We start from the raw sequence: 26,330 nt of genomic DNA, 5'->3' as shown, positions 1-26,330 counted from the left end.
GATGCCAGAGGTAATACCGATGAACATGCACACACAACCGCAGCGGACACCGGCCGAAACAGCGTTGATCGACGCGTTCGGCGACCGGCTGTCGCTGCTGCCGGGCGACGGCGCGGTGATGCTGAAGCGCGACGACGCCATCGAGACGATCAAGCACGGCCTGCCGACGCGGCGTGTCGAATCCTGGCATTACACCGACCTGCGCCGGCTGTTGAATGCGGTGCCGGACTTCGATCCGGCCGCCATGGCCAAGGCCATTGCACCGATCGTCGACGGCTCCACCGTGGTGTCGATCCTGAACGGCAAGTCCGACGCGAAGGTGCCGGCTCTTGAAGGCGTCACCTTCCAGCGCCTGTCGGAAAAGCTGACCGACGGCAGCATCGCGCCGGGGCTCGATCCCTATGGCAGCGACGACGCCATCGGCGCACTGAACACGGCTTTCGTCGCCGACGGGTATTTTGTCGATATCGCTGATGGTGCGGAACTCGAAAAGCCGATCGAACTGCAGAACCTGCAGGCAGGCGGCCAGACCCATGTGCGCCTGCCAGTGCGTGTCGGCGCTGGCGCCAAGGCCGTTATCGTCGAGCGCCAGACAGGTGACGGGGCTGCTCTGGTCAGCTCGGTCAGCCAGCTCGTGCTGGGCGAGGGCGCCGAGGTGACGTGGCTGATCGTGCAGGAACAGCCGGAAACGGCAACGCATCTGGCGCAGTTCAAGGCGCATCTCGGCAAGAATTCGAAGCTGACCGTGTTCTTCATGAATGCCGGCGGCAAGCTCGTGCGCCAGGAGATCGTGATCAGGACGACCGGCGAAGGCGCCGACTTCAAACTGCGCGGCATCAACCTTCTGGCCGGCGACACCCATACGGACGTGACCATGGTGCTGGACCACGCGGTGCCGCACACGACCTCGACGGAAGTCATCCGCAACGTGGTGACGGGCAAGGCGCGCGGCGTCTTCCAGGGCCGCATCAACGTCCATCAATATGCGCAGAAGACCAACGCCAAGATGGCTTGCAACACGCTGCTCCTGTCGGATGATGGTGAGTTCTCGACCAAGCCGGAGCTGGAAATCTTCGCCGACGACGTCGTCTGCGGCCATGGCGCCACGGTCACCGAAATCGACCACGACCATCTGTTCTACCTGATGGCGCGCGGCGTCGACGAAAAGACCGCGCGGGGGCTACTCGTGAAAGCCTTCGTCGCCGAGGTGATCGAGGAACTGGACGACGAGATGATCGTCGAGGCGCTGGAAGCGCGGCTCGACGACTGGTTTGTGGCACACGGGTGAAGTGATGAACGCACCGGGCAAGATCGGAGATTTCTACGACGTCGAGGCGATCCGCCGCGATTTCCCGATCCTGTCGCGGGAAGTCTATGGCAAGCCACTGGTCTATCTCGACAATGGCGCCTCGGCTCAGAAGCCGCAGGTTGTGCTCGACACCATCCAGCACGCCTATTCCCAGGAATATGCCAACGTCCATCGCGGCCTGCATTTCCTGTCCAATGCGGCGACCGATGCCTACGAGAAGGCCCGCGAGACGGTGCGCCGTTTTCTCAACGCGCCCAGCACCGACAACATCATCTTCACTTCGAACACGACCTCGGCCATCAACACGGTCGCCTATGGCTATGGCATGCCCAACATCAGCGAGGGCGACGAGATCGTACTGTCGATCATGGAGCACCACTCCAACATTGTTCCCTGGCATTTCATCCGCGAGCGGCAGGGCGCGAAACTGGTCTGGGTGCCGGTTGACGATCTCGGTGTCTTCCACATCGAGGAATTCGAGAAGCGGCTGACCGACCGCACGAAACTTGTCGCCATCACGCAGATGTCGAATGCGCTGGGCACGGTGACGCCGATCAAGGAGATCGTGCGCATCGCGCATGCGCGTGGAATTCCCGTCCTCGTCGATGGCAGCCAGAGCGCTGTGCATATGCCGATCGACGTGCAGGCTCTCGACTGCGACTTCTTCGTCTTCACCGGCCACAAGGTCTACGGCCCCTCGGGCATCGGCGTGCTCTACGGCAAGAAGGACATTCTCCAGGGTATGCGACCCTTCATGGGCGGCGGCGAGATGATCGAGGAGGTGACGGAAGACATCGTCACCTACAACGAGCCGCCGCATCGTTTCGAGGCCGGTACGCCGCCGATCGTGCAGGCGATCGGGCTCGGTGCTGCGCTCGACTATATGGAAAGCGTCGGCCGCGAGCGCATTGCAGCCCACGAGGAAGACCTCAAGAATTACGCGCATGAGCGGCTGCGCGCTATCAATTCGCTGCGCATCTTCGGCGATGCGCCCGGCAAGGGCGCCATCATCTCGTTCGAACTGCAAGGCATTCATGCCCATGACGTGTCGATGGTGATAGACAGGCAGGGCGTTGCGGTGCGGGCGGGCACCCATTGCGCCCAGCCGCTGTTGAAACGTTTTGGTGTAACCTCCACATGCAGAGCATCGTTCGGCATGTATAATACCAGGGCCGAAGTCGACGCTTTGGCCGAGGCGCTTGAAAAAGCGCGCAAATTCTTCGGATGACGATTTTTTTGGGTGACGACCATGGATGATGTGAGCATCGCAGCCGAGACCACTCCGGAAACCGCGCCCAATGCGCTGGTTTCGGGATCAGCCATTCCAGCCGACGAACTGGCGCGGCTGACCGACGACATCGTCTCGGCGCTGAAGACCGTCTACGATCCGGAAATCCCGGCCGATATCTACGAGCTTGGGCTCATCTACAAGATCGACATCGAGGACAATCGCTCGGTCAAGATCGACATGACGCTGACCGCGCCCGGATGCCCTGTCGCCGGCGAAATGCCCGGCTGGGTGGAGAACGCCGTCGGCGCCGTCGAAGGCGTTTCCGGCGTCGAGGTCAACATGACCTTCGACCCGCCCTGGTCGGCCGACCGCATGTCGGAAGAGGCGCAGGTCGCGGTGGGCTGGTACTAGCGTCGAGCCTGGCACACTTGCGCCAGTGGTAAAACTTCACCATTTTAGGTGAGGAATCATTCGGCAGGCCTTGAACCTGCATGGAATGGAAGGAAAAAGAATGGGACGCTTCGCCGTCATCACGATGACCGAAAAGGCCGCCGACCGGGTGCGCGAGATCGTCGCCACCCGCGACAACGCGCACGGCATTCGCCTCGGCATCAAGAAGGGCGGCTGCGCCGGCATGGAATATACGGTCGATCTGGTGACCGAGCCCAACACCAAGGACGACCACATCGAGCGCGACGGCGCGCATGTCTATGTGGCGCCCGAGGCTGCCCTGTTCCTGTTCGGCACCGAGATGGATTTCGAGCAGACGACGCTGCGCACCGGCTTCACCTTCCACAATCCGAACCAGAGCTCGGCCTGTGGCTGCGGCGAATCCGTCGAACTGAAGCCAGCCGACCTGAAGGCGCTGGCAGAGGCACGCGCTTCCGCTTGATCTTCCTTCGCCCTGTAAACGGGGCGAAGAACGCTACTCCACCCACATGCCCGTCCGCTTGTGCCAGTCGGCGATCGATTCCTCGGGATAGACGTCGAAGACCTTGTCGTGCTTGCCAACCACCGGTTCGACCCAGTTCGCCTTGTATTTCAGCATCAGGTGCACCCGGCTCGGCGGAATAGGCAGGTCGTTGTCGATCGCCGAAGCGAAGGGATGCACCAACTCCGGCCAGGTCGGATCGTAGAGCCACAGCGCCGAGCCGCATTTGCGGCAGAAATTGCGTTCACCGGTCGAGATCTCGCACCGCGGATGCTCGTCATCCTCGATCTCAGCCCGGTAGACGCCAAGGCTCCTTTTGCCCCTGATGTTCAACGTCGCGCTGTCGGCGCCGAGATTGATGGCAAAACCGCCACCGCCTTGCTGTTTGCGGCAGATCGAGCAGTAGCACAGCATGAATGGCGCCGGCGTGTGGCTCTCCACCTCGAAACGCACGGCGTTGCAGCGGCAGGACCCTTTTAGCAGAAGCGGCATGATGAAAAACTCCGACGGATGGCTCTCAACCTGTCAGCATGATTTTGGTTGCGGCGATGACAAGGCCAAATGCTGGTGACATGATCGCGGCATGGACAATGAACGCATCGCCGAACTCTTTGAAGGCCTGGGCCCAGTCAGCATCCGAAAACTGTTCGGCGGCAAGGGCATCTATTTCGACGGTGTCATCGTCGCCATCGTGCTGCGTGGCGAATTGATGCTGAAGGCCGACGAGCAAAGCGCGCCCGAGTTTGAGGCAGCCGGCTGCACCCAATGGACCTATACCGGCTCGCGCCACGGCAAGCTGGTGGCCATGCCCTACTGGAGCATTCCCGACAGCGCTTTCGATGATCCCGACGAGATGACTGTCTGGGCGCGCCGGGCCTATGAGGCGGGGCGGCGGGCGGGGAAATAATTCGGAACATTGGAGGGACAGGCACCCCCTCTGTCCTGCCGGACATCTCCCCCTCAAGGGGGGAGATCGGATGTCATCGCGGCGTTCGCCAACCTTCAGCGGTGAAGAAGTGAGCTGAATGCCGAAGCTGCCAATCTCCCCCCTTGAGGGGGAGATGTCCGGCAGGACAGAGGGGGGCGTGACGGAACGCGGCGTTCGCTTTTAGCTTTGCGCCGGCTGTAGTCGAACTTCCCTCCCTACAGCGCCTTCGCGATCTTTGCCGCCAGCCGCGCATTGTTCTCCACCAGCGCGATGTTGGTCTTCAGGCTCCGGCCGCCGGTCAGTTCGAGGATTTTCGACAGCAGGAACGGCGTCACCGCCTTGCCGGTCACCTTGAGCGCCTCGGCGGCCTTTTGCGCGGCTTCGATGTAGCCGGCCATCTCTTCAGCCGGGATTTCGTGGTTCTCAGGCACCGGATTGGCGATCAGCATGCCGCCGGCGAGCCCCAGCGCTGCCCTCGTCTGGTAGAAATGCGCGATCTCTTCCGGCCTGTGCAGGGTTAGCGGCGCGCGGAATGGCGAATGCCGCGACCAAAAGGCCGGCATCGTCTCGCAGCCATGGCCGATCACCGGCACGCCGCGCGTCTCCAGCACCTCCAGCGTCTTTTCGATGTCGAGGATGGCCTTGGCACCGGCCGACACGACAATGACCGGGGTGCGCGCCAGCTCGTCGAGATCGGCGGAAATGTCAAAGCTCTTTTCGGCGCCCTTGTGCACGCCGCCGATGCCGCCGGTGGCGAACACTTTTATGCCCACCATATGGGCCGCGATCATCGTGGCGGCGACGGTGGTGCCGCCGGTGCGCCCTTGCGCCACGGCAAAACCGAGATCGGCGCGCGACAGCTTCATGGCGTCGCCCGTCATCGCCAGCGATTCGCGTTCGCCGTCCGAAAGCCCGATCTTGATGCGCCCGCCAACCACGGCGATCGTCGCCGGCACGGCGCCGCCATCGGTGATGATCTTTTCGACATCGGCCGCCATGGCGCCATTGTCGGGGTAGGGCATGCCATGGGTGATGATGGTGCTTTCCAGCGCCACCACCGACCGACCGGCGGCCAGGGCCTGTGCCACCGGCGCGTGGATGTCGATGAAGGGGCGGGCGGTCTCTGGGGTCATCTTGATCTCCAATCCGGAGTGCGGCGCGTCCATCGGGACGCTCGGCAACACTGCGGCGCTATGAATTTGCCGGTCTCATGCCACTTCCTGCGCATCCGGCACAAGAGCCAACGCTTCCGCGAAGCTCGCCGTGGTGAAATCCGGAACGGCGTTGGCGCTTTCGATGGCAAGCGTCGCCGCGGCAATGCCGTCGCGCAGGGCGACCCGCAGCGACAGGCCGCGCAGCAAGGCAGCGACGGTTGAGCCCGCCAGCGCGTCGCCGGCGCCGGTGACGTCAGCGACCTTTCTTGGCGGCGGCGGCAGGATCGAGAAGGCGCCGGCTTCATCGAAGCCCAGCATGGGGCCACCGCCCGCCGTCACCACGCCGCTTTTGAGCCCTGCGCGTCTCAGCCCGTCGACGATGTCTTGCGGAGAAGCCGCAGCGTCCAGGTCTGCCAGCGCGATCGCTTCGCGCCGGTTCATGAAGACGACGGCCAGATCGCCAAGCACCGGCTTCAAACGCACGATCTTGGCCGGCGAAATGGCAATGGCGAAGACGGGTTTGCCGGCGGCAAGCGAAACCAGCCGCTCCAGTGCCGCCGTCGGCAGGTTGGCGTCGCAGAAGACGGCATCGGCGGCAGCAATCACCTCCCGTACCTTGGAGCGCCTGATCTGCTTGGGAAACGCCAGGTCATAGAGCGCCATGTCGGCAAAGCCGACGATCAGCTCGCCCTCGCGGTCGATCAGCGCCGTATAGCTCGGCGTGGTGCGGTCGAGGAACACCGCGGACAGGTCGGCAATACCTGCCTCGGCAATGGCTCGCGAAACGGTGTCTGCGGCGGCATCGCCGCCGCGCACCGACATGAGCGACGCGGAGACGCCACGAAGCACCGCACTGCGCAAAGCGTTGAAGACGCCGCCGCCGACATCCTCGCGCATCGTGCCGGGATTGGAGGCGGCAGGCACGTAGGGGCCGGACACCTGACCGCGCCGGTCGATATGGGCGCCGCCTACGGCCAGTATTTTCGCGGATTTCAGCATGCCGGCGATATGACCTTTGTTATTCCAGCCGCACAAGCGCTAGGCTGCGTGACGAAGCTTCGCATGCAAGGCAGCGATTCGGCAGATCGAAACAATCGAGCCGTCTGGCCCAATGCGGGATGCATCGTGAAACGAAATCGTGAGACAAAAAAAGAACAAATCTGGATATTGATTGTTTTTCAGATATTTGACCCCTCTTGCCAAACGAGAACAAAAAAGGTACAAAATGGCAGGGATTACGGATTGTCCGGCCTTCATTGACGACCAAGGGGTGATGTATCATGGCTCAGAATTCTTTGCGGCTTGTAGAGGATAAGGCAGTGGACAAATCAAAGGCTCTGGATGCGGCGCTGTCGCAGATCGAGCGGGCTTTCGGCAAGGGCTCGATCATGCGGCTCGGCGCGAACGAGCAGGTCGTCGAGATCGAAACGGTGCCGACCGGCTCGCTTGGGCTCGACATCGCGCTTGGCGTCGGTGGCCTGCCGCGCGGCCGCATCGTCGAGATCTACGGGCCGGAAAGCTCGGGCAAGACGACGCTGGCCCTGCACACCGTGGCCGAAGCTCAGAAGAAGGGCGGCATCTGCGCCTTCGTCGATGCCGAGCACGCACTTGACCCGGTCTATGCCCGCAAGCTCGGCGTCGATCTTGAAAACCTCCTGATCTCGCAGCCCGACACTGGTGAGCAGGCGCTGGAAATCTGCGACACGCTGGTGCGCTCCGGCGCCATCGACGTGCTGGTGGTCGATTCGGTCGCGGCGTTGACGCCACGCGCCGAAATCGAAGGCGAGATGGGCGATTCGCTGCCCGGCCTGCAGGCCCGCTTGATGAGCCAGGCGCTGCGCAAGCTGACGGCCTCGATCTCGCGCTCCAACACCATGGTCATCTTCATCAACCAGATCCGCATGAAGATCGGCGTCATGTTCGGTTCGCCCGAAACCACCACCGGCGGCAACGCGCTGAAATTCTACGCTTCGGTGCGCCTCGATATCCGCCGCATCGGTTCGGTCAAGGACCGCGACGAGGTCGTCGGCAACCAGACCCGTGTCAAGGTGGTCAAGAACAAGCTGGCACCGCCCTTCAAGGTGGTTGAGTTCGACATCATGTATGGTGAAGGCGTGTCCAAGACCGGCGAACTGGTCGATCTCGGAGTCAAGGCCGGCGTGGTCGAGAAGTCGGGCGCATGGTTCTCCTACAATTCGCAGCGTCTCGGCCAGGGTCGCGAGAATGCCAAGCTGTTCCTGCGTGATAACCCCGACACCGCGCGCGAGATCGAACTGGCGCTCAGGCAGAATGCCGGGCTGATCGCCGAGAAGTTCCTTGAGAATGGCGGCTCTGAAGGTGGCGACGACGGTTTCGAGGAAGAATCCGGCGCGATGTAACAGCTTCGTGCGCGATGCCGGCCGGAGTTCGGCCATAATCGCGTTCTATTATCTCAGGCTTATGTAATCGAGTTCCGAGTATTGCGTTTCGAAACCGTCGGCCCAGTGCCGGCGGTTTTGCGTTTTGGCGGCAAAACCAAGCGGGTTCGAACTGCCGGCAGGGGCCATGGATTGGACCAATTCCGTGTTTCTGGACAGGGTGAAGCGCGGCGGCTAAAAGGCCAAGTCCTATCTTCTAAAACGCAGAGCCCATTTCCGTCGGTTTGCCGGCGGCTCTTCCGAAAAGGCAGCATTCATGAGTGGCGTGAACGAAATCCGGTCGACATTTCTCGACTACTTCCGCAAGGAGGGTCACGAGATCGTCGCGTCGAGCCCGCTGGTGCCGCGCAACGACCCGACGCTGATGTTCACCAACGCCGGCATGGTGCAGTTCAAGAACGTCTTCACCGGCCTGGAGAAGCGGCCCTATTCGCGCGCCTCGACCGCCCAGAAGAGCGTTCGCGCCGGCGGCAAGCACAACGATCTCGACAATGTCGGCTATACCGCGCGCCATCTGACCTTTTTCGAAATGCTCGGCAATTTCTCCTTTGGCGATTATTTCAAGGAGCGCGCCATCGAGCTTGCCTGGAACCTGATCACCAAGGAGTTCGGGCTGAACAAGGACAAGCTGCTGGTCACCGTCTATCACACGGACGACGAGGCGGCCGGCATCTGGAAGAAGATCGCCGGGTTTTCGGACGATCGCATCATTCGCATCGCGACCTCGGACAATTTCTGGGCAATGGGCGATACTGGACCCTGCGGGCCGTGCTCGGAGATATTCATCGACCGTGGCGAACACATCTGGGGCGGACCTCCCGGCAGCCCGGAGGAGGATGGCGACCGTTTCCTCGAGTTCTGGAACCTGGTGTTCATGCAGTATGAACAGGTGACGAAGGAGGAGCGCATCGACCTGCCGCGCCCGTCGATCGACACCGGCATGGGCCTGGAGCGCATGGCGTCCATCCTGCAGGGGGTGGAAAGCGTCTTCGAGACCGATCTGTTCCGTCATCTGATCGACGCGGCCTCGTCCGCCATCGGGCATGGTCCCGACAAGGAGACGGTCGCGTCCTTCCGCGTCATTGCCGATCATCTGCGCTCGTCCTCCTTCCTGGTGGCCGACGGCGTGCTGCCGTCGAACGAAGGCCGGGGCTATGTCCTGCGCCGCATCATGCGCCGCGCCATGCGCCATGCGCAGTTACTCGGTGCCAGCGAGCCGCTGATGTGGAAGCTGGTGCCGGCGCTGGTGCGCGAAATGGGCCAGGCCTATCCTGAATTGCTGCGCGGCGAACAGTTGATCACCGAGACCCTCAAGCTTGAGGAGACCAGGTTTCGCAAGACGCTGGTGCGCGGCCTCGGCCTGCTCTCCGAGGCGACGGAAACGCTGCATGCCGGCGACATGCTGGACGGTGAAACGGCCTTCAAGCTCTACGACACCTACGGCTTCCCGCTCGATCTGACACAGGATGCGCTGCGCCAGCGCAGCATCTCGGTCGATCTTGCCGGCTTCACCAATGCGATGGAGCAGCAGAAAGCCGAGGCGCGCAAGCATTGGGCCGGGTCTGGCGACGCGGCCACCGAGACCGTCTGGTTCTCCGTGCGCGAGAAGGCAGGCGCCACCGAGTTCCTCGGCTACGAGACTGAAGCTGCGGAAGGCATCATCCAGGCGCTTGTCCGGGACGGCAAGACTGTCGACAGCGCCGGCAAGGGCGACGCGGTGGCGATCGTCGTCAACCAGACGCCGTTCTATGCCGAGTCCGGCGGCCAGATGGGCGACACCGGTATCATTTCAGGCGAAGGTTTTTCGATCGAGGTTTCGGATACGCAAAAGAAGGCTGATGGGCTGTTCGTCCATGTCGGCAAGGTGGCCAGCGGCACCGTCAAGACGGGCGCCGCCGTCGAGTTGAAGGTCGATCACGCGCGCCGCACCAGGCTGCGCGCCAACCATTCCGCGACGCATCTGATCCATGAGGCGCTGCGCGAGGTGCTGGGCAGCCATGTCGCGCAGAAGGGTTCGCTGGTGGCGCCGGAGCGCCTGCGCTTCGACATCTCGCACAACAAGCCCATTTCGCCAGAGGATCTCGAAGAGGTCGAGCGCATGGCCAACGAGATCGTCGTCCAGAACAGCCCGGTGTCCACGCGCCTGATGTCGGTCGACGATGCCATCGCCGAAGGCGCCATGGCGCTGTTTGGCGAGAAATATGGCGACGAAGTGCGCGTCGTGTCGATGGGCACCGGCGTGCATGGCGCCAAGGCCAACCGGCCCTATTCGGTCGAGCTCTGCGGCGGCACGCATGTCAGGGCGACCGGCGACATTGGCCTGGTGCGTGTCGTGTCGGACAGTGCGGTCGCCGCCGGCGTACGCCGCATCGAGGCGTTGACCGGCGAAGCCGCGCGCAGGCATCTCGATGAGCAGGACCGGCGTCTGAAATCGGTCGCCGCGACACTGAAGATCTCGCCGGCCGACGTGCCGGCGCGTGTCGAGGCGCTGCTCGATGAGCGAAAGAAGCTCGAAAAGGAACTGACCGAAGCGCGCAAGAAGCTGGCGCTGGGCGGCGGTGCTGCCGCTGGTGCGCCGTCGGAGAACGAGACCGTGGCCGGTGTCGGCTTCCTTGGCAAGGCGGTCTCCGGGGTCTCGCCCAAGGATTTGAAGCCGCTGGCCGATGCTGGCAAGAGTTCGCTCGGTTCCGGCGTCGTCGTCTTCGTCGGCGCCGGTGAGGACAACAAGGCGAGTGTTGTGGTCGCCGTCACCGACGATCTCGTCGGCCGCTTCAGCGCCGTCGACCTGGTGCGCGTCGCCTCCGCCGCACTGGGCGGGCAGGGCGGCGGCGGTCGGCCCGATATGGCGCAGGCCGGTGGCCCCGATGCTTCCAAGGCCAATGATGCGATTGCGGCGGTGAGGGCTGCGATCAGCGAGGCGGCGTAAACCAGCACCCCTCGAAGCGTGGCCGGCCTGACAGCCGGCTGCCTGGCTGACATCTGGAGGGTGCCGTGCCCACGCTGATCATGTATCAGGTAGACGCTTTTGCCGACCGGGCCTTTCAGGGTAATCCCGCCGCCGTCCTCATCCTGGAGGACTGGCTGGCGGACGATGTCATGCAGGCCATCGCGAACGAGAACAATCTGGCCGAGACCGCCTTTGCGCGGCGCAATGGCAAGGGCTGGGATTTGCGCTGGTTCACGCCGGTTCACGAAGTCGACTTCTGTGGCCATGCCACGCTGGCGACTGCCCATGTGTTGGCTTCGCAACACAATGTGGCTGACGACATGGCCTTTGCCACACGGGTAGGCGAGTTGCGGGTCTCCCAGCGGCAGGGCGCCTATCAGCTCGACCTGCCCTGTTTTCCGCCGCAACCTGTCGATGGCGAAACCGTATCGGCGCTGCGGGATATTTTGTCCCCGCATCCGGTTGCAGGCTTTCGTAATTTCGAGAACCTGTTCGTCGAGTTTGCCGATGAGCAGTCCGTGCGGTCTTTCGTTCCCGATTTGCTCAGGATCGGCGCCTTTCATCCGCTTGGAGCGCGGCGGGCACCTTTTGTGCGACCTGGCCGGAGATCGTGTGCTGATCCTGGGTCGCGCCAAGACCTTCATGAAGGCGGAAATCTACCTTCCGGAATGAAGGTGGGCTCAGGCCGCCGGAGTGGTCGCGGCAAAGCTGGCGCGCGCTGAAATCCGGTCCCACCAAGCCTGGATTTCAGGAAATTCGGCCAGCAGCTTTTGCCCTTCACTGACTTTGAGAAAATAACCGATGATCGGCGCTGCGTGCAGATCGGCCAGTGTCAGCCGATCGCCCAACAGCCACGGCCCCGGCGCTTTCAGCGAGGCGAGTGTCTGAAGCGCTTTGCTCGCCTGTGAAAGCCCGTTGGCGATCAGCGTCTCGTCGGGCGCCTCCTTCTCCAGCCGCTCGACGGCGACATCCCAGACCATCGACCTGTAGGCATAGGCGTCGAGCATGCCGATGATCTGGTTCATGGTTGCGCGGGCGCGAGCGTCCGTTGGCTGGAGATCTGGTCCTGCGAAAGCCTCGTCGACATAGCGCGCGATCGCGCTCGTCTCGAAGAGCCGAAACCCGTCATACGAGAACGCCGGGATGCGACCGAACGGATGGTGCTCGAAATACCAGGCGGGAATGCCCTCGGCAGCAAAGACATCGACCGGCACAAGCTCGTAGTCGATGTCTTTTTCCGCGAGGGCGAGGCGGACGATGCGTACATAGACGCTGTAATCCGCCCCGTAGACGGTGGGCTTGCCCATGCCGGTTGCCGGTCAGGCCATCGCCTTCTGCAGGTTCTCGTCGATCTTGTCGAGAAAACCCGAGGTCGAAAGCCAGGGCTGGTCGGGGCCGATCAGCAGCGACAGGTCCTTGGTCATGAAGCCGGACTCGACCGTCTGGATGCAGACCTTTTCCAGCGTCTCGGCAAAGCGCTTCAACTCGGCATTGTCGTCGAGCTTGGCGCGGTGGGCGAGACCACGCGTCCAGGCGAAGATCGAGGCGATCGAGTTGGTCGAGGTTTCCTCGCCCTTCTGGTGCTGGCGGTAGTGGCGGGTGACGGTCCCGTGCGCGGCCTCGGCTTCCACCGTCTTGCCGTCCGGCGTCATCAGCACCGAGGTCATCAGGCCGAGCGAGCCAAAGCCTTGCGCGACCGTGTCGGACTGGACGTCACCGTCATAGTTCTTGCAGGCCCAGACATAGCCGCCCGACCATTTCAGGGCGGAGGCCACCATGTCGTCGATCAGGCGGTGCTCGTACCACAGTTTCTTCGACTTGAACTCGGCCTCGAATTCCGCCTCGTAGACTTCCTGGAAGATGTCCTTGAAGCGGCCGTCATAGGCCTTGAGGATGGTGTTCTTGGTCGACAGATAGACCGGATAGTTGCGCAGCAGGCCGTAGTTCAGCGAGGCCCGCGCGAATTCGCGGATCGAGTCGTCGAGATTGTACATGGCCATGGCGACGCCGGCGCCCGGTGCGTCGTAGACGTCATGCTCGATGACCTTGCCGTCCTCGCCGACGAACTTGATCGTCAGCTTGCCCTTACCGGGAAAGCGGAAATCGGTGGCGCGGTACTGATCGCCGAAGGCATGACGGCCGACGATGATCGGCTTGGTCCAGCCAGGCACCAGGCGCGGCACGTTCTTCATGATGATCGGCTCGCGGAAGATGGTGCCGCCGAGGATATTGCGGATGGTGCCGTTCGGCGACTTCCACATCTTCTTCAGCTTGAACTCCTCGACGCGCTGCTCGTCGGGGGTGATCGTCGCGCATTTCACGCCGACGCCGTATTTCTTGATGGCGTTGGCCGAATCGATGGTCACCTGGTCGTTGGTGGCGTCACGATGCTCGATGCCGAGGTCGTAATATTCCAGCTTCAGGTCGAGATAAGGGTGGATCAGCTTGTCCTTGATGAACTGCCAGATGATACGGGTCATCTCGTCGCCGTCGAGTTCGACGACCGGGTTCGCCACCTTGATCTTCGCCATGGAAAGAATGCCTCGTTGCTGGGAAATAGGACGGCCTTGCCCACGTGGCGTTCGACCGGGAGATGCCGCCCGTATATCAAAGCGTTTTTGGCCACGCAAACGGCGATCGGTCACGAATGTGAGGCCCTGGCCTCCATCATTTGCGAATGCTTCATTTTCGCGGCTGAATATGGCAGGGGACGCTGAAATGCCGCAAACAGCAGTTCATTGACAATCATGCCAGCCACTGAAGACGCCATGACCATTCCAGCCACCGGCCCGGCGATCATCCTGGTCGAGCCGCAGCTCGGTGAGAACATCGGCATGGTCGCGCGCGCCATGGCCAATTTCGGTCTGTCGGAGCTGCGTCTCGTCAACCCTCGTGACGGTTGGCCGAGCGAGAAGGCACGCGCGGCGGCCAGCCGCGCCGATCATGTCATCGACGCCGTCACCGTCTTCGACGATCTGGCCTCGGCGCTCGCCGACCTGAACTTTGTCTTCGCCACCACGGCCAGGCAACGCGATGGCTTCAAATCCGTGCGCGGGCCGGTGGAAGCGGGCAGGGTGCTGCGGACCCGTCACGCAATGGGCCAGCGCACCGGCATCCTGTTCGGGCGCGAGCGTTTTGGTCTCTACAACGACGAGGTCGGCCTTGCCGACGAGATCGTGACCTTTCCGGTCGATCCCGATTTCTCCTCGCTCAACATTGCCCAGGCCGCGCTGCTGATGTCCTACGAGTGGATGAAGTCCGGCCTGGAAGACGAGACGAAGACCAATTTTTCCGGTCCGGACATGAAGCCGGCAAGCAAGGAAGAGCTACACGGTCTGTTCGCCTATCTCGAAGGCGCCCTGGAAGCGCGCGGCTATTTCCGGCCGGCACCGAAGAAGCCGAAAATGATCGACAATCTGCGCGCTGTGCTGACGCGCGCCGGTTTTGCCGAACCGGAGTTGAAGGTGCTGCGCGGCATCATCTCGTCGCTCGACCGGTTTTCGCCGGCGATGCCGCGCGGCGATGGTTCCCCTGGCGATGATCCACGGCGCCTGCCCGCGGCCGCCGCGCGTGCCCGCAAGGCGGAAGTGGGTCGCCAGCCGCCCGCCGCCAATGGTGACGCCGCCAATGGTGACGACAGTGACACGCCGCCGCTGGGCGGCAAGGGAACCGACAATGACTGAGCGGCCGATCCTGATGTTCGATTCGGGCATCGGCGGGCTTACTGTGCTGCGCGAGGCGCGGGTGCTGATGCCTGACCGTCGCTTTGTCTACGTCGCCGACGATGCCGCTTTCCCCTATGGCGCCTGGGAGGAGCCGGCCCTTAACGCCCATATCCTTGGGCTGTTCGGCATGCTGCTGGAGAAATTCCGGCCCGAGATTTCGGTCATTCCCTGCAACACGGCGTCGACGCTGGTGATTGACGCGTTGCGCCAGAAATTCCCCGGTCATCCCTTTGTCGGCACGGTTCCAGCGATCAAGCCGGCGGCGGAACGCACCCGCTCCGGGCTCGTCTCGGTGCTGGCGACGCCTGGCACGGTCAAGCGTCAATACACGCGCGACCTAATCAGCAAATGGGCGCAGAAATGCCACGTGCGGCTGGTCGGCTCGGACCGGCTGGCGCCGCTGGCCGAAATCTATATGCGCCAGGGGTTCGTCGACGAGGAGATCGTGCGCGAGGAGATCGCGCCATGCTTTGTCGAGAAGGACGGCGCCCGCACCGACATCATCGTACTCGGCTGCACCCATTATCCGTTCCTGGCCAATCGCATGCGCAAGACCGCGCCCTGGCCGGTCGACTGGATCGACCCGGCCGAAGCGATCGCCCGCCGCGCCATGTCGCTGCTGGCGCCGGTCGATCGACCGCTGCCGATGGGCGAGCCCGACATCGCCGTCTTTACCTCCGGCAAGGTGGACTTCGCAACCAGCCGGCTGATGCAGGGCTTTGGACTGGTCGTGCGCTAGGCCGTGACCGGACCGTCTGCCGTTCAGGCAGGTTCGAACACGATGCTGCGTTGATCCGGATCGGCCGAGACCAACCTTAGAGTCAGGCCATCACCCTGTTCGAGCCCGGAGGCCTTCAGGTTGGCCACGATAGGCATGTCGGCAAGTTGGACGCGCACGCCATGGTTGACGTCGGTCACGACGGCTCTGAACGTCTCTCCCTCGCGTCCCCTGAGCATGACCGCCTCGGCAAGGTCGATGGCCGCATGGTTGATCTGCGAAGCGCTGGCATCCGCACGCCCCATCACCTTCGGCAGTCCAGCGAACGCATCGGTGACGGCCTGCGGCACGGGCTGGCCGTTGGCGATCGCCAGCGCGCAGCGCACGACGTAGCGATCGGCCAGCCGCCTGAGCGGCGCCGTTGCATGAGCATAGGTCGCAGCCATCGCCTCATGCCAGGGGACAACCCCCTCTTTGTAGGGTTGGTAAGATGCGCCGGGGCTTGCATGGCGGATTTCCAGCATCAGCGCCGCCTGTTGCGGATCGGCCGGGTCAAGGGTTCGCTGATAGTCACGCAAGCTGGTGGAGGCCGGCCAAGACAGTCCCAGAGCCTGTGCCGCGTTGCGCAGTCTTTGCACCTTGAAAGCATCTGGCTCCGACATCACACGGAACAACCCGGTATGGTGCGCAAGCATGGCATCGGCAATCGCCATGTTGGCGGCCAGCGAAAGCGCGGCGTTGTCTTGCTCGGATTGCAGCAGCGGTCTGAACGAAAGCCGGAATGTGCCATCGGCCAGCCTTTCCACCTCCTGCTCGGGCGGGTCGACGCGGGACGCGCCACGACCCTTTTCGTTCATCGCCATGCGTCGCGCCATTTCGGCAAAGCCGGCCGGGACATCGGAGGCCCGCACGCTGTCATAGGCGAGCTTCGCGCGGCTTTGGATGATTGCCCGCTCCGCGCCGTCCAATTTCACCAGACCGTCCCCAGCGACCCGAACGGTGAAGATGACAGCTGGACGCGGTCCATCCGGCAACAGGCTCGCCGCACCCTCGGCAAGTGCCGGCGGATATAGACCGGCCTTGCCGTCCGGCAAGTAAAGCGTCTCGCCTCGCGTCCAGGCCTCGAGATCGATCGCGTCGCCGTCTTCGACGAACCAGGCTACGTCGGCAATGGCATAATGCAGCAGAAGATCGCTGCCGCTCGCCTCGATTGAAAACGCCTGATCAAGATCGGTGGAGGCTGCCGGATCGAGCGTGACGAAGGGTATATCAGTTCGATCGGCATGCTGGTTGGGCAAACGTTTGGCCGCCGCCTCCGCGGCGGCCATTACGGCTACCGGAAATCCATCCGGCACGTGGAATTCGGTGCGGATTTTCGCGAGGCCGGTGGAGAGTGCTTGCGAGGGATCGGTCAGTGATTTCATTCAGCCGTCCTACACCAGGGCTCTGGAGGCGGGAAGGCTGCCAACGAAAATCGCCAAAGCCGGCCGCCTGATGGGCTGGCACAGCCGGCTGAGGGACTGGATCGCCGGCGCTGGAACCACCGCCGAAGCCTCGCGTTTCTCCTGACAGCAAAGGAGAAACCGCCATGCCAGCCACCTCGAAAGCTCAGCAGAAAGCCGCCGGCGCCGCACTCTCCGCCAAGCGCGGCGAGACGAAAAAGAGCGAGCTCAAAGGCGCTTCCAGAGGAATGTACGAATCCATGAGTGAAAAGCAGCTCGAGGAATTCGCCGAGACCAAGCGCAAAGGGCTGCCGGAAAAGAAGTCGAAAGACTGAGTGTGTCATTCGCGAAACGCCGGCCCAAGGAAACAAGGCCCGCAGCGGAACTGCGGGCCTTGTTTCCTTAAGCAGAATCTCCGGGCAAATGTTTTGCCTTACCAGCGATGGCAGCGCCGTATCCGCTCGACGATCACCCTGCGATGGCCGTGCCGCCACACCACTCTCTTCTTGACGATGATGCGGCAGACTTGTTTGTGGCCATGCCAATGGCGCGCCATCGCCGGTTCGGGCGCCACCGCCATCGAACCTGCAAGCACCGCGGCGCCTGCCAAGGTAAGGAAGAACTTCTTCATGCTCATTGGACTCCTCAAGCTCCAGATCCCTTCCTGGTGCCGTTGGCGCAAACCTCCCGCCACATCCGGCATCGCATCAACGTCGTGAACGCTATAGGGTTGCGTTGCGCCGCGCCAGCCACAAGCTTGACACCGGTTAAATCTCCGTTTAATCAGCGCGCCAACACCGGGCCGCAATGCCCGGTGGTTTTCTTTATGTGCGCAAGATGCGTGGAAACTCAATTCTACTATCTTGTTTGAAATGACGTGTCCCGTGGGTTTTCCGCCGCGTTGCGTGGGAAAACCCTGTCAGGTCTCGAAAACGGGGGCCAGAGGAGGGCGCGTTTCCTTCACCCGGGCCATGAGGTTCCGGGTGTGTTGTTTTGAAAAGGGAATGCGATGAGCAAGCGCGAATCCGCGAAGTACAAGATCGACCGCCGTCTTGGCGAAAACATCTGGGGCCGCCCGAAGTCCCCGGTCAACAAGCGTGAATACGGCCCCGGCCAGCATGGCCAGCGCCGCAAGGGCAAGCTTTCCGATTTCGGCCTGCAGCTGCGCGCCAAGCAGAAGCTGAAGGGTCACTATGGCGACGTTTCGGAAAAGCAGTTCCGCAAGGTCTATGAAGAGGCGGATCGCCGCAAGGGCGACACCTCGGAGAACCTGATCGGCCTGCTCGAGTCGCGTCTCGACGCGGTCGTCTACCGCGCCAAGTTCGTGCCGACCATTTTCGCCGCCCGTCAGTTCGTCAACCACGGCCACGTCAACGTCAACGGCAAGCGCGTCAACATCGGCTCGTATCGCTGCAAGCCGGGCGATGTCGTCGAAGTGCGCGAAAAGTCGAAGCAGCTGGTCATCGTTCTCGAAGCGGTCGGCCTGGCCGAACGCGACGTGCCGGATTACATCGAAGCCGATCACAACAAGATGGTCGCGACCTTCTCGCGCATCCCCGGCCTGGCGGACGTTCCGTTCGCCGTGCAGATGGAACCGAACCTGGTCGTCGAATTCTATTCGCGCTAAGCGAACGCGTTTTGCGATACCATGCAAAGGCCGCCCGTCGAGGCGGCCTTTTCTTTGTCTGCCTTTTCTTTGTCGGCCATCTCCGCTAATTCCGGGCGCAACGAAGCGCCGGACAGTCGTTGCTCCCGGATTTTGGAACTGACGCCATGAACATGCTGCCAGACGCCGAATCGCTTGAACCAGCCAGCGACATCGAGGGCGGCTTTCATCCGCTGTTTGCCGATGTGCCATCCTCGGTCGAGTTCAACAAATTGCGCAAGCGGCTGCTGCGGCTGACCCGACAGGCGATCGAGGATTTCTCGATGGTGAAGCCCGGCCAGCGCTGGCTGGTCGCGCTGTCGGGCGGCAAGGATTCCTACGGTCTGCTCGCCGTGCTGCTCGACCTCAAATGGCGTGGGCTGCTGCCGGTCGATCTGCTGGCCTGCAATCTCGATCAGGGCCAGCCGAATTTCCCCAAACATATCCTGCCGGACTATCTCGACAGATACGCCATCCCGCATCGCATCGAGTATCAGGACACCTATTCCGTCGTCACCGACAAGCTGCCTGCGGGCAGCACCTATTGCTCGCTCTGCTCGCGTCTCAGGCGCGGCCATCTCTACCGCATTGCGCGCGAGGAGGGGTGCTCGGCGCTGGTGCTCGGCCACCATCGCGAGGACATTCTCGAAACCTTCTTCATGAACCTGTTCCATGGCGGCCGTCTCGCCGCCATGCCGCCCAAGCTGCTCAACGACGAGGGCGACGTCATGGTGCTGCGGCCGTTGAGCTACTGCGCCGAGGTCGACCTCGAAAGATTCGCTGCCGCAATGCAGTTCCCGATCATTCCCTGCGATCTTTGCGGCAGCCAGGAAGGTCTCCAGCGCAACGCCATGAAGGCGATGCTCGAGGACCTGGAAAAGCGCATGCCCGGTCGCAAGGACACGATGCTACGCGCACTGTCCAACAGCAGGCCCTCGCATCTGCTTGACAGAAAACTGTTCGATTTCGCGGCGCTCAACGAGACCCTCAGCACAAGGCTAGACATATCCGATGACATTTGACGACACTGCGATCGACTGGCTCGCTGGCCTTCTGTCCGATGCGGCAAAAGCCGAGATCATGCCGCGCTTTCGCCGGCTGGGCGAGGGTGACATCCGCCAGAAGACCTCGGCCGCCGACCTGGTGACCGAGGCCGACGTCAACGCCGAGCGGCTCATCACTGCCAGGCTGCGCGAGCGCTACCCCTCGGCGATGGTCGTCGGCGAGGAGGCCTGTTCCGACAATCCAGCGCTGTTGAACGGGTTGGGCGATGCCGATCTGGCTTTCGTCATCGACCCGGTGGACGGCACTTTCAACTTCGCCTCCGGCGTGCCTTTGTTCGGCGTCATGCTGGCGGTCGTGATCAAGGGCGAGACCGTTGCCGGGATCATCCACGATCCCGTCGGCAAGGACTGGCTGATCGGCGCAAGAGGCGCCGGCAGCCATATCCGGCATGCGCATGGCAGCATCGAGAGGGTGCATGTCGCAGCACCCGCGCCGATCTCGGAAATGACCGGCTCTGTCTCCTGGCAATATATGCCCGAGCCGGAGCGGTCGCGGCTGGCGCGCAACCAGACCAAAATCCTGTCGCAATTCGCCTATCGCTGCGCGGCGCACGAATATCGCCTGTTGGCGAGCGGCCATGCCCACTTCGTCGTCTACAACAAGCTGATGCCGTGGGACCATCTGGCCGGAGTGCTGATCCATGCCGAGGCCGGCGGCCATGCCGCGCGCTTCGACGGCAGCGGCTATCTGCCCTCGCATCTCGGCGGCGGCCTGCTTGTCGCGCCCGATCGGGAAAGCTGGGACGAATTGCGCCGCGAGCTCTGGGCGCAATAGGATCAATTCCTGCGGCCAGCTGAAAGCGCGATGCAATCTCACGCAAATCCGGAGGCTCTCGAATGAAACCTCGGTTCGCAATTGTCGCGGCGGCTCTTGCCGCCGCCCTGTTTGCCAGCTCCCACGAAGCAAGTTCGCAGGAGCGCACTTGCCGCAGTCCCGACCCCGTCGACACGATAAAGGAGATGTCGGACGCTATCTATGCTTGTTGGAAGCCGCCGCCCGGAACCGCGGGCATGTCCCTGACGCTGCGGTTCTCGCTTCGCCGCAACGGCACACTGATCGGCAAGCCTCGCGCCACATATTCCGACCTGGGGAGCGATGCCCAGCTCAGCAGGGCCTTCGTGGCTTCAATCCTCAGGGCACTCGATGACGCTTTGCCATTGCCCTTTTCGGACAGCATGGGTGGAGCAATCGCGGGGCGTATGCTTGCGCCTCGCTTCACGGCAGCCCTTGAAGGTTCGTCCTGATGCATGTCGCCCAAAAGTGGCGTCGGTTTTGGGAGAACGACATGCGCAAAACAACAATTTAGTGCAAGTCGGTGATGTGCCCTAGAACGGGCGGGTTCTGTGGCTGGAACATCTTGCCGCGCTCGGCGATGAAGATCATCAGCAGCGCTGCGACAGAGACGCTGCAGAAGCCGGCCGCCAGTGGTGTTACCGTGCCGTTGAAAGCCTGACCGATCAGCGTGCCGAGAATGCCGCCGAGAAACGTCTGCATGAAACCCAGGATGGACGACGCCGTGCCGGCCAGTTGGCCGAGCGGCTCCATGGCCAACGCGTTGAAATTCGCGCCGAGCGCACCGAACGGAAGCATGGCGCTGGCAAAAAAGGCGATGAACAGCCACAGCGGCATCTTCATTTCCAGCGAAACGACCAGCCAGGCAAGGCTGATGACCAGGAACAGCAGCAGCGCGCTCTGCGACAGACGGCGCATGCCGATGCGGCCGACAAGGCGCGAGTTCAGAAAGTTGGAGAAAGCAAGCACGCCGGCAACCCCGGCGAAGATGACCGGGAACATCTCGCCGACGTTGAATATGTCGACATAGATCTGCTGCGCCGAGGCGATGAAGCCGAACATGGCGCCGAAAACGAAGGTGCTGGCGAAGGCATAGCAGATGGCAATGCGGTTGGTGAGCACGATGCGAAAGCCACCGACAATCGAGTTCACGCTCAGCGGTCGGCGATGTTCGGGGTGCAGTGTTTCAGGCAGGCGAAGCAGCGACCAGGTCGAGACGACGAGCGCACCGACGGCCATGGTGACGAAGATCCAATGCCAGGTCGCAAACAGCATGATGAACTGGCCGATGCCGGGAGCAATGACCGGTATCGCCATGAACACCATGAAGATCAGCGACATCACCTCGGCCATGCGCCGGCCGTCGAATGTGTCGCGCACGATCGAGACGGCGATGACGCGGGTCGCGGCCGCACCGATACCTTGCACGGCCCGGCACAGTAGAAGTGTTTCAAAGCTTGGTGCAACGGCGGCCGCCGCGGCCGCGGCGACATAGATCACCAGCCCGGCGACCAGCGGTGCGCGACGGCCGAAGCGATCCGAGATCGGTCCGAAGAACAGTTGGCCGCCGCCGAAGCCCAGAATGTAGGCCGTTATGACGTACTGCCGGTGGTTTTCATTTTCGACGCCGAGCGAGGCGCCGATCTGCTGCAGAGCCGGCAGCATGATGTCGATGGCCAGCGAATTCAGCGCCATCAGCGCCGCGCACAACGCGATGAACTCCCAGCGTGGAATAGGCAGTTTGCTTGCCGATTGCGGCGCTGATTTTTGCTGGTCCACGGCAAGTCCGATCTTTCAAACGAAAATGCGCCGGCGGGCCGGCGCATTGGCTCGTCTTGGTCCTGGGTTCAGGACATAAAAATTGCCGAGGTGGGGCTGCCCTGGCGTTTGGTGCACGTCGCCGAAACTGTACGGCTGTTTCAGGCAGACGACATGCACGAAAAACAGAAATCAGGCGGCGCCTTTGACGCTGACGCCCTTTTCGACCAGGAATGTCTGGAGTTCGCCCGCCTGGAACATCTCGCGGATGATATCGCAGCCGCCGACGAATTCGCCCTTGACGTAGAGCTGCGGGATCGTCGGCCAGTTGGAATATTCCTTGATGCCCTGGCGCAGTTCGGCGGAGTCCAGAACGTTGACGCCTTTATAGTCGGCGCCGATATAGTCGAGGATCTGGACGACCTGGCCGGAAAATCCGCATTGCGGGAAACCGGGCGTGCCCTTCATGAAAAGGACGACGTCGTTGCCCTTCACTTCGTTGTCGATGTAGTCGTTGATACCGCTCATGGAATATCCTTTGCCGCCTGTGGGAGTCAGGCTCGAAACATATCCCTTCAAATAAACCCAACGATTGCTCGAAACAAGACATTAGCCGTGCCGTGGCTGAAATGGCGCAAAGGATGGGCCGTGTTGGGCCAAGCGGCTGTCGCAACACTGATTCGCGTGGTTGCAGTCTACGTCCGTTGCGGGTCAGTCAGGAACGCTGGTCTGCAAGGCGAGTGCGTGCAACACCCCGCCCATATTGCCCTTCAGCGCGTCATAGACCATCTGGTGCTGCTGGACGCGGCTTTTTCCCCGAAAGCTCTCGGCCACCACCTCGGCCGCATAATGGTCGCCGTCGCCGGCGAGGTCGCGAATCGTCACCTTGGCGTCCGGAATGCCGTCCTTGATCAGTTTTTCGATGTCGTGGGCATCCATTGCCATGGCAAAATCCTGTTTCGAGCGGCCGGTAGCCGGCCATAAGATGAGAGTCGGGCGAGCCTAAAGCCTTTCCGGTCCGGATTGAAGCCGTTCTGTCCCGCCAAGGGCAAGACGGTTCCGGGAACTTCAGGGAAGACCTAGGCCGGTGGGCTTGCTTCATCCTCGGCAACGTCCTCGCGCGTCGAGAAAGCGCGACCAAGGCTGAAGGCCAGCACATAGAGCGGAACGTTGACAGCCAGGCTGACGATGGGAAGATAACTCGTCATCTGCCAGGCGGTCGAGAAGAACGGTTGTCCGTAACCGTCGCAGACAAGTGACGAGCCGTACTCCCACAACGCCCCGACGACTGCCGCGCTGGCAAAAAGCTTGATGCAGGTGACGATATGCCTTGCCCGTGCCGGATCCGGCGCGAGGCGGCCCCACAGCACCAGGCAGACGATCGGGACCGCGTAGATGAGGTTCTGCAGCGCCAGCATCGGGATGGCGCCGTTGGCCGCGGCAAGAAACTGCACGCGCGTTTCCAGCCGGGCGCAAACCTCGCTCGAGGTCGTCGACAGCAGGAAAAAGACGAACGGCCCGAGGAACCAGAAGAAGAACAGCGACGGCCAGAAAACGACTGCAAGCAGCGCCCGGGCGGCCAGTTTCCTGTGATTGAGCATGACCTTTTCCGAAAACCGGTTCCCACTTTTCGGGATCATGCTCTCGTCAACTGGCCTGATCCATGAAGCGCGGGAACCAGCCTTCGTGGGCCCCGGTCAATTCGCTGACCGGGATTGACCGCGCCTCGCCAAGCTTCAGCACGCTGCCGCCGGTTGAGCCGATCCACGGCGCGAAGATGCCGAGTTCGCTCTGCTGCTTGCGAATGGAGTCCCATTCATCGCCATGCGGGTCGATCGACAGCGTCAGCAAATAGCGACCCTGGTCCTCGCCGAACCAGACCGGGATCGGGTCAGTGCCGACGAGCCCGGGAACGGTGGCGCCGATACCTGACGCCATCGCCATTTCGGCCAGAGCCACGGCGATGCCGCCATCGGAAACATCATGCGCCGCCGTGACGATGCCGGATGCGATCAGCGAACGCACGTGGTCGCCGACGCGTTTTTCATGCTCAAGGTCGACCGGCGGCGGCGGGCCATCCGTGCGGCCGTGGATGTCCCTGAAATAGACCGATTGGCCAAGATGCGTTCCCCAGGAGGCGGGCGCGCCAACCAGCAGGATCATCTGGCCTGGCGCCGCAAAGCCAGTCCGCACCATCTTCGACCAGTCGGCGATCAGGCCGACGCCGCCGATGGTCGGTGTCGGCAGAATGCCCTGGCCGTTGGTCTCGTTGTAGAGCGAGACGTTGCCGGAGACGATCGGGAAGCCAAGAGCGCGGCAGGCATCGCCGATGCCTTTCACCGCGCCAACCAGCTGCCCCATGATCTCGGGCCGTTCCGGATTGCCGAAATTGAGGTTGTCGGTGGCAGCCAGCGGCAGAGCGCCGGTGGCGGTCAGGTTGCGCCAGCATTCGGCCACCGCCTGCTTGCCGCCCTCATAGGGATCAGCCTCGCAATAGCGCGGCGTCACATCGGAGGAGAAGGCGAGCGCCTTGGTCGCATGGCCTTCGACCCGGACCACACCGGCATCGCCGCCGGGAAGCTGCAGCGAATTGCCCTGGATCAGCGTGTCATACTGCTCCCAGACCCAACGGCGCGAGGACAGGTCGGGACCGCCGAGCAGCTTCAGCAGCGCATCGGCAACATCGGCCTGTGGAACGTCATTGGCGGCCAGCGGCGCCGGCTTCTTCGGCTCGACCCATGGCCGGTCATATTCCGGAGCCTTGTCGCCGAGATCCTTGATCGGCAGGTTGGCGACCTCGTCGCCCTGGTGCAGCACGCGGAAGCGCAGATCGTCGGTGGTCTTGCCGACGATGGCGAAGTCGAGCCCCCATTTGTGGAAGATCGCCTCGGCTTCCTTTTCTTTTTCCGGGCGCAGCACCATCAGCATGCGCTCCTGGCTTTCCGAAAGCATCATTTCGTAGGCGCTCATGCGCTCTTCGCGCACCGGCACCTTGTCGAGATCGAGCTCGATGCCGAGGTCGCCCTTGGCGCCCATTTCGACCGCCGAGCAGGTGAGGCCGGCCGCACCCATGTCCTGGATGGCAATGACGGCGCCCGAGGCCATCAGTTCGAGGCAGGCTTCCAGCAGGCATTTTTCGGTGAAGGGGTCGCCGACCTGCACGGTCGGGCGCTTCTCGTCGATCTTGTCGTCGAATTCGGCCGAGGCCATTGTGGCGCCGCCGACGCCATCACGGCCTGTCTTGGCGCCGAGATAGACGACCGGCAGGCCGACGCCCTTGGCTTCCGACAGGAAAATCGCGTCGGTCTTGGCCAGGCCCGCTGCAAAAGCGTTGACCAGGATGTTGCCGTTGTAGCGGGCGTCGAAATTGACCTCGCCGCCGACCGTCGGCACGCCGAAGGCGTTGCCATAGCCGCCGACACCGGAGACCACGCCCGAAACGAGATGCCTGGTCTTGGGGTGGTCAGGCGCGCCAAAGCGCAACGCATTCATCGCCGCGATCGGCCGCGCGCCCATGGTGAAGACGTCGCGCAGGATGCCGCCAACGCCGGTCGCAGCACCCTGATAGGGCTCGATGTAGGACGGGTGGTTGTGGCTCTCCATCTTGAAGACGACGCAGTCGCCGTCGCCAATGTCGACCACGCCGGCATTCTCGCCCGGCCCCTGGATAACCCGCGGGCCGGTGGTGGGCAGCGTGCGCAGCCACTTCTTCGAGGATTTGTAGGAGCAGTGCTCATTCCACATCGCCGAGAAGATGCCGAGTTCGGTGAAGCTCGGCTCACGGCCGACAAGATCGAGAATGCGCTGATACTCGTCGGGCTTCAGCCCGTGCGCGGCAATGAGCTCGGGGGTGATCGGCACGGAATTGGAAATGGTCATGGGCGGCGATTTGTGTCCGGGGCGTTGGGGTTTTGAGTCCCGTCTTATCGCAAGCTTGGGAGCCAATACACCCCATCGAATGCTGAAAAACAATGGAAAGCTACAAGGAACGGCTTCTGCACCGCCATTGAGGAACGGGATGACATTCCGGCCGTTAGGTCTCCAACCAATCAGGAGATTTGGACCATGGCCACCAAGCAGGGCAAGAAAGACAATCGCCTCTCGGACAAGGAGGCTATGCATATCGCGGAGACCACCGACGTTTCACCTGGGCAGGCCAAGGAGCTGGCTGAGAAGCACGGGAAAGACAACGCCGAGAAGGAAGCCAAGAACTTCAAGGCAGAGGGCTGATCTGAGAGCCATGCAGGGGCTGCTCTGCGCCAAGCCGA

General features: G+C 62.5%; 27 protein-coding genes. 15 read left to right on the top strand and 12 right to left on the bottom strand.

Annotated elements, in window-relative coordinates; translation table 11 throughout:
- Positions 1-19: 19 nt before the first annotated feature.
- From sufD to sufA, 4 genes are all read left to right on the top strand, one after another.
- Positions 20-1,288: a Fe-S cluster assembly protein SufD gene (sufD, locus tag EJ076_RS22710; protein WP_126069334.1), complete on the top strand. Its 1,269-nt coding sequence runs from the start codon at positions 20-22 to the stop codon at positions 1,286-1,288.
- Positions 1,289-1,292: 4 nt separating this feature from the next.
- Positions 1,293-2,537, top strand: a complete 1,245-nt coding sequence (locus tag EJ076_RS22705) for a cysteine desulfurase (RefSeq protein WP_126069333.1) — start codon at positions 1,293-1,295, stop codon at positions 2,535-2,537.
- A 21-nt stretch (positions 2,538-2,558) separates the two neighbouring features.
- Positions 2,559-2,951 carry an SUF system Fe-S cluster assembly protein gene (locus EJ076_RS22700; RefSeq protein WP_126069332.1) on the top strand — a complete coding sequence of 131 codons (393 nt, stop codon included), beginning with the start codon at positions 2,559-2,561 and terminating at the stop codon, positions 2,949-2,951.
- A gap of 100 nt (positions 2,952-3,051) precedes the next feature.
- Positions 3,052-3,432 (top strand): Fe-S cluster assembly scaffold SufA, encoded by a 381-nt coding sequence (sufA, locus tag EJ076_RS22695; RefSeq protein WP_013532156.1) that lies wholly within the window; start codon positions 3,052-3,054, stop codon positions 3,430-3,432.
- A 33-nt stretch (positions 3,433-3,465) separates the two neighbouring features.
- Here the strand turns inward: sufA and EJ076_RS22690 are convergent, their stop codons facing one another.
- Positions 3,466-3,963, bottom strand: coding sequence for a GFA family protein (locus EJ076_RS22690; RefSeq protein WP_126069331.1), 498 nt, complete (start codon positions 3,961-3,963; stop codon positions 3,466-3,468).
- A gap of 91 nt (positions 3,964-4,054) precedes the next feature.
- Here EJ076_RS22690 and EJ076_RS22685 point away from each other — a divergent pair, with 91 nt between their 5' ends.
- A complete protein-coding gene (locus EJ076_RS22685; RefSeq protein WP_126069330.1) occupies positions 4,055-4,378 on the top strand; it encodes a TfoX/Sxy family protein in 324 nt (107 codons plus the stop codon).
- A 236-nt stretch (positions 4,379-4,614) separates the two neighbouring features.
- On the opposite strand, the gene EJ076_RS22675 is transcribed toward EJ076_RS22685, so the two are convergent.
- Together EJ076_RS22675 and EJ076_RS22670 are read right to left on the bottom strand one after the other, a co-directional pair.
- Positions 4,615-5,532, bottom strand: a complete 918-nt coding sequence (locus EJ076_RS22675) for a pseudouridine-5'-phosphate glycosidase (protein ID WP_126069329.1) — start codon at positions 5,530-5,532, stop codon at positions 4,615-4,617.
- A gap of 75 nt (positions 5,533-5,607) precedes the next feature.
- The gene (locus tag EJ076_RS22670) at positions 5,608-6,552 is read right to left on the bottom strand and encodes a carbohydrate kinase family protein (RefSeq protein WP_126069328.1); all 945 of its coding nucleotides are present in this window, start codon (positions 6,550-6,552) and stop codon (positions 5,608-5,610) included.
- A 281-nt stretch (positions 6,553-6,833) separates the two neighbouring features.
- Between EJ076_RS22670 and recA the strand changes: the two genes are divergently transcribed.
- From recA to EJ076_RS22655, 3 genes are all read left to right on the top strand, one after another.
- Positions 6,834-7,931 carry a recombinase RecA gene (gene recA, locus EJ076_RS22665; RefSeq protein WP_057145834.1) on the top strand — a complete coding sequence of 366 codons (1,098 nt, stop codon included), beginning with the start codon at positions 6,834-6,836 and terminating at the stop codon, positions 7,929-7,931.
- Positions 7,932-8,226: 295 nt separating this feature from the next.
- Positions 8,227-10,896, top strand: a complete 2,670-nt coding sequence (gene alaS, locus EJ076_RS22660) for an alanine--tRNA ligase (protein WP_126069327.1) — start codon at positions 8,227-8,229, stop codon at positions 10,894-10,896.
- A 65-nt stretch (positions 10,897-10,961) separates the two neighbouring features.
- Positions 10,962-11,639, top strand: coding sequence for a PhzF family phenazine biosynthesis isomerase (locus EJ076_RS22655; protein WP_245462860.1), 678 nt, complete (start codon positions 10,962-10,964; stop codon positions 11,637-11,639).
- Here EJ076_RS22655 and EJ076_RS22650 read toward each other — a convergent pair.
- Both EJ076_RS22650 and EJ076_RS22645 read right to left on the bottom strand, forming a co-directional pair.
- A complete protein-coding gene (locus EJ076_RS22650; RefSeq protein WP_126069326.1) occupies positions 11,598-12,224 on the bottom strand; it encodes a glutathione S-transferase family protein in 627 nt (208 codons plus the stop codon). The two genes, EJ076_RS22655 and EJ076_RS22650, sit on opposite strands and share 42 nt — an antisense overlap.
- Before the next feature lie 12 nt (positions 12,225-12,236).
- Positions 12,237-13,448, bottom strand: coding sequence for an NADP-dependent isocitrate dehydrogenase (locus EJ076_RS22645; protein WP_126069325.1), 1,212 nt, complete (start codon positions 13,446-13,448; stop codon positions 12,237-12,239).
- A 237-nt stretch (positions 13,449-13,685) separates the two neighbouring features.
- Here EJ076_RS22645 and EJ076_RS22640 point away from each other — a divergent pair, with 237 nt between their 5' ends.
- Both EJ076_RS22640 and murI read left to right on the top strand, forming a co-directional pair.
- Entirely contained in the window at positions 13,686-14,600 is a 915-nt protein-coding gene (locus EJ076_RS22640; RefSeq protein ID WP_164548708.1) for an RNA methyltransferase, read from the top strand.
- Positions 14,593-15,381, top strand: a complete 789-nt coding sequence (gene murI, locus EJ076_RS22635; RefSeq protein ID WP_126069323.1) for a glutamate racemase — start codon at positions 14,593-14,595, stop codon at positions 15,379-15,381. The genes EJ076_RS22640 and murI overlap by 8 nt, the downstream gene beginning before the upstream one ends.
- A gap of 23 nt (positions 15,382-15,404) precedes the next feature.
- Here murI and EJ076_RS22630 read toward each other — a convergent pair whose 3' ends face one another.
- Positions 15,405-16,784: an RNB domain-containing ribonuclease gene (locus EJ076_RS22630; protein ID WP_126069322.1), complete on the bottom strand. Its 1,380-nt coding sequence runs from the start codon at positions 16,782-16,784 to the stop codon at positions 15,405-15,407.
- Between the two features lie 164 nt (positions 16,785-16,948).
- Here EJ076_RS22630 and EJ076_RS22625 point away from each other — a divergent pair, with 164 nt between their 5' ends.
- A complete protein-coding gene (locus EJ076_RS22625) occupies positions 16,949-17,137 on the top strand; it encodes a DUF3008 family protein (RefSeq protein ID WP_126069321.1) in 189 nt (62 codons plus the stop codon).
- A gap of 98 nt (positions 17,138-17,235) precedes the next feature.
- Here EJ076_RS22625 and EJ076_RS22620 read toward each other — a convergent pair whose 3' ends face one another.
- Positions 17,236-17,433: a hypothetical protein gene (locus EJ076_RS22620; protein ID WP_027042433.1), complete on the bottom strand. Its 198-nt coding sequence runs from the start codon at positions 17,431-17,433 to the stop codon at positions 17,236-17,238.
- Between the two features lie 378 nt (positions 17,434-17,811).
- Here EJ076_RS22620 and rpsD point away from each other — a divergent pair, with 378 nt between their 5' ends.
- The 3 genes from rpsD (at position 17,812) to EJ076_RS22605 (ending at position 20,286) form a co-directional block, all read left to right on the top strand.
- A complete protein-coding gene (rpsD, locus tag EJ076_RS22615) occupies positions 17,812-18,429 on the top strand; it encodes a 30S ribosomal protein S4 (RefSeq protein ID WP_023759539.1) in 618 nt (205 codons plus the stop codon).
- A 146-nt stretch (positions 18,430-18,575) separates the two neighbouring features.
- Positions 18,576-19,469 (top strand): tRNA 2-thiocytidine(32) synthetase TtcA, encoded by an 894-nt coding sequence (ttcA, locus tag EJ076_RS22610; protein ID WP_126069320.1) that lies wholly within the window; start codon positions 18,576-18,578, stop codon positions 19,467-19,469.
- Positions 19,459-20,286: an inositol monophosphatase family protein gene (locus EJ076_RS22605; RefSeq protein WP_126069319.1), complete on the top strand. Its 828-nt coding sequence runs from the start codon at positions 19,459-19,461 to the stop codon at positions 20,284-20,286. The genes ttcA and EJ076_RS22605 overlap by 11 nt, the downstream gene beginning before the upstream one ends.
- 528 nt (positions 20,287-20,814) lie before the next feature.
- Here the strand turns inward: EJ076_RS22605 and EJ076_RS22595 are convergent.
- The 5 genes from EJ076_RS22595 to purL form a co-directional block, all read right to left on the bottom strand.
- On the bottom strand, positions 20,815-22,083 hold the full coding sequence (locus EJ076_RS22595; protein WP_126069317.1) for a multidrug effflux MFS transporter: 1,269 nt from the start codon (positions 22,081-22,083) through the stop codon (positions 20,815-20,817).
- 171 nt (positions 22,084-22,254) lie between these two features.
- On the bottom strand, positions 22,255-22,590 hold the full coding sequence (gene grxD / locus EJ076_RS22590; RefSeq protein ID WP_006332883.1) for a Grx4 family monothiol glutaredoxin: 336 nt from the start codon (positions 22,588-22,590) through the stop codon (positions 22,255-22,257).
- Between the two features lie 183 nt (positions 22,591-22,773).
- On the bottom strand, positions 22,774-23,007 hold the full coding sequence (locus EJ076_RS22585) for a BolA family transcriptional regulator (protein ID WP_010909092.1): 234 nt from the start codon (positions 23,005-23,007) through the stop codon (positions 22,774-22,776).
- Positions 23,008-23,141: 134 nt separating this feature from the next.
- Positions 23,142-23,663 (bottom strand): hypothetical protein, encoded by a 522-nt coding sequence (locus EJ076_RS22580; protein ID WP_126069316.1) that lies wholly within the window; start codon positions 23,661-23,663, stop codon positions 23,142-23,144.
- Positions 23,664-23,709: 46 nt separating this feature from the next.
- Positions 23,710-25,941 carry a phosphoribosylformylglycinamidine synthase subunit PurL gene (gene purL, locus EJ076_RS22575; protein WP_126069315.1) on the bottom strand — a complete coding sequence of 744 codons (2,232 nt, stop codon included), beginning with the start codon at positions 25,939-25,941 and terminating at the stop codon, positions 23,710-23,712.
- Positions 25,942-26,127: 186 nt separating this feature from the next.
- Here purL and EJ076_RS35285 point away from each other — a divergent pair, with 186 nt between their 5' ends.
- The gene (locus EJ076_RS35285) at positions 26,128-26,292 is read left to right on the top strand and encodes a hypothetical protein (protein WP_164548706.1); all 165 of its coding nucleotides are present in this window, start codon (positions 26,128-26,130) and stop codon (positions 26,290-26,292) included.
- Positions 26,293-26,330 lie beyond the last annotated feature (38 nt).

The organism is Mesorhizobium sp. M7D.F.Ca.US.005.01.1.1 (genome assembly GCF_003952545.1).
Lineage (GTDB): Bacteria > Pseudomonadota > Alphaproteobacteria > Rhizobiales > Rhizobiaceae > Mesorhizobium > Mesorhizobium loti.
The sequence above is the reverse complement of the archived record's forward strand: the minus strand, read 5'-3'. Positions and strand labels throughout refer to the sequence as shown.

What these genes read in the sequence shown, in the direction of transcription:
- EJ076_RS22670 (WP_126069328.1), bottom strand. Translation starts at nt 6,552, where the DNA reads ATGCTGAAATCCGCGAAAATACTGGCCGTAGGCGGCGCCCATATCGAC.
- EJ076_RS22605 (WP_126069319.1), top strand. Translation starts at nt 19,459, where the DNA reads ATGACATTTGACGACACTGCGATCGACTGGCTCGCTGGCCTTCTGTCC.
- EJ076_RS22630 (WP_126069322.1), bottom strand. Translation starts at nt 16,784, where the DNA reads ATGAAATCACTGACCGATCCCTCGCAAGCACTCTCCACCGGCCTCGCG.
- EJ076_RS22625 (WP_126069321.1), top strand. Translation starts at nt 16,949, where the DNA reads ATGCCAGCCACCTCGAAAGCTCAGCAGAAAGCCGCCGGCGCCGCACTC.
- EJ076_RS22705 (WP_126069333.1), top strand. Translation starts at nt 1,293, where the DNA reads ATGAACGCACCGGGCAAGATCGGAGATTTCTACGACGTCGAGGCGATC.
- EJ076_RS22620 (WP_027042433.1), bottom strand. Translation starts at nt 17,433, where the DNA reads ATGAAGAAGTTCTTCCTTACCTTGGCAGGCGCCGCGGTGCTTGCAGGT.
- EJ076_RS22650 (WP_126069326.1), bottom strand. Translation starts at nt 12,224, where the DNA reads ATGGGCAAGCCCACCGTCTACGGGGCGGATTACAGCGTCTATGTACGC.
- grxD (WP_006332883.1), bottom strand. Translation starts at nt 22,590, where the DNA reads ATGAGCGGTATCAACGACTACATCGACAACGAAGTGAAGGGCAACGAC.
- murI (WP_126069323.1), top strand. Translation starts at nt 14,593, where the DNA reads ATGACTGAGCGGCCGATCCTGATGTTCGATTCGGGCATCGGCGGGCTT.
- alaS (WP_126069327.1), top strand. Translation starts at nt 8,227, where the DNA reads ATGAGTGGCGTGAACGAAATCCGGTCGACATTTCTCGACTACTTCCGC.
- EJ076_RS22700 (WP_126069332.1), top strand. Translation starts at nt 2,559, where the DNA reads ATGGATGATGTGAGCATCGCAGCCGAGACCACTCCGGAAACCGCGCCC.
- EJ076_RS22685 (WP_126069330.1), top strand. Translation starts at nt 4,055, where the DNA reads ATGGACAATGAACGCATCGCCGAACTCTTTGAAGGCCTGGGCCCAGTC.
- sufD (WP_126069334.1), top strand. Translation starts at nt 20, where the DNA reads ATGAACATGCACACACAACCGCAGCGGACACCGGCCGAAACAGCGTTG.
- purL (WP_126069315.1), bottom strand. Translation starts at nt 25,941, where the DNA reads ATGACCATTTCCAATTCCGTGCCGATCACCCCCGAGCTCATTGCCGCG.
- EJ076_RS22645 (WP_126069325.1), bottom strand. Translation starts at nt 13,448, where the DNA reads ATGGCGAAGATCAAGGTGGCGAACCCGGTCGTCGAACTCGACGGCGAC.
- rpsD (WP_023759539.1), top strand. Translation starts at nt 17,812, where the DNA reads ATGAGCAAGCGCGAATCCGCGAAGTACAAGATCGACCGCCGTCTTGGC.
- sufA (WP_013532156.1), top strand. Translation starts at nt 3,052, where the DNA reads ATGGGACGCTTCGCCGTCATCACGATGACCGAAAAGGCCGCCGACCGG.
- recA (WP_057145834.1), top strand. Translation starts at nt 6,834, where the DNA reads ATGGCTCAGAATTCTTTGCGGCTTGTAGAGGATAAGGCAGTGGACAAA.
- EJ076_RS22690 (WP_126069331.1), bottom strand. Translation starts at nt 3,963, where the DNA reads ATGCCGCTTCTGCTAAAAGGGTCCTGCCGCTGCAACGCCGTGCGTTTC.
- EJ076_RS22585 (WP_010909092.1), bottom strand. Translation starts at nt 23,007, where the DNA reads ATGGCAATGGATGCCCACGACATCGAAAAACTGATCAAGGACGGCATT.
- EJ076_RS22580 (WP_126069316.1), bottom strand. Translation starts at nt 23,663, where the DNA reads ATGCTCAATCACAGGAAACTGGCCGCCCGGGCGCTGCTTGCAGTCGTT.
- EJ076_RS22640 (WP_164548708.1), top strand. Translation starts at nt 13,686, where the DNA reads ATGACCATTCCAGCCACCGGCCCGGCGATCATCCTGGTCGAGCCGCAG.
- ttcA (WP_126069320.1), top strand. Translation starts at nt 18,576, where the DNA reads ATGAACATGCTGCCAGACGCCGAATCGCTTGAACCAGCCAGCGACATC.
- EJ076_RS22675 (WP_126069329.1), bottom strand. Translation starts at nt 5,532, where the DNA reads ATGACCCCAGAGACCGCCCGCCCCTTCATCGACATCCACGCGCCGGTG.
- EJ076_RS35285 (WP_164548706.1), top strand. Translation starts at nt 26,128, where the DNA reads ATGGCCACCAAGCAGGGCAAGAAAGACAATCGCCTCTCGGACAAGGAG.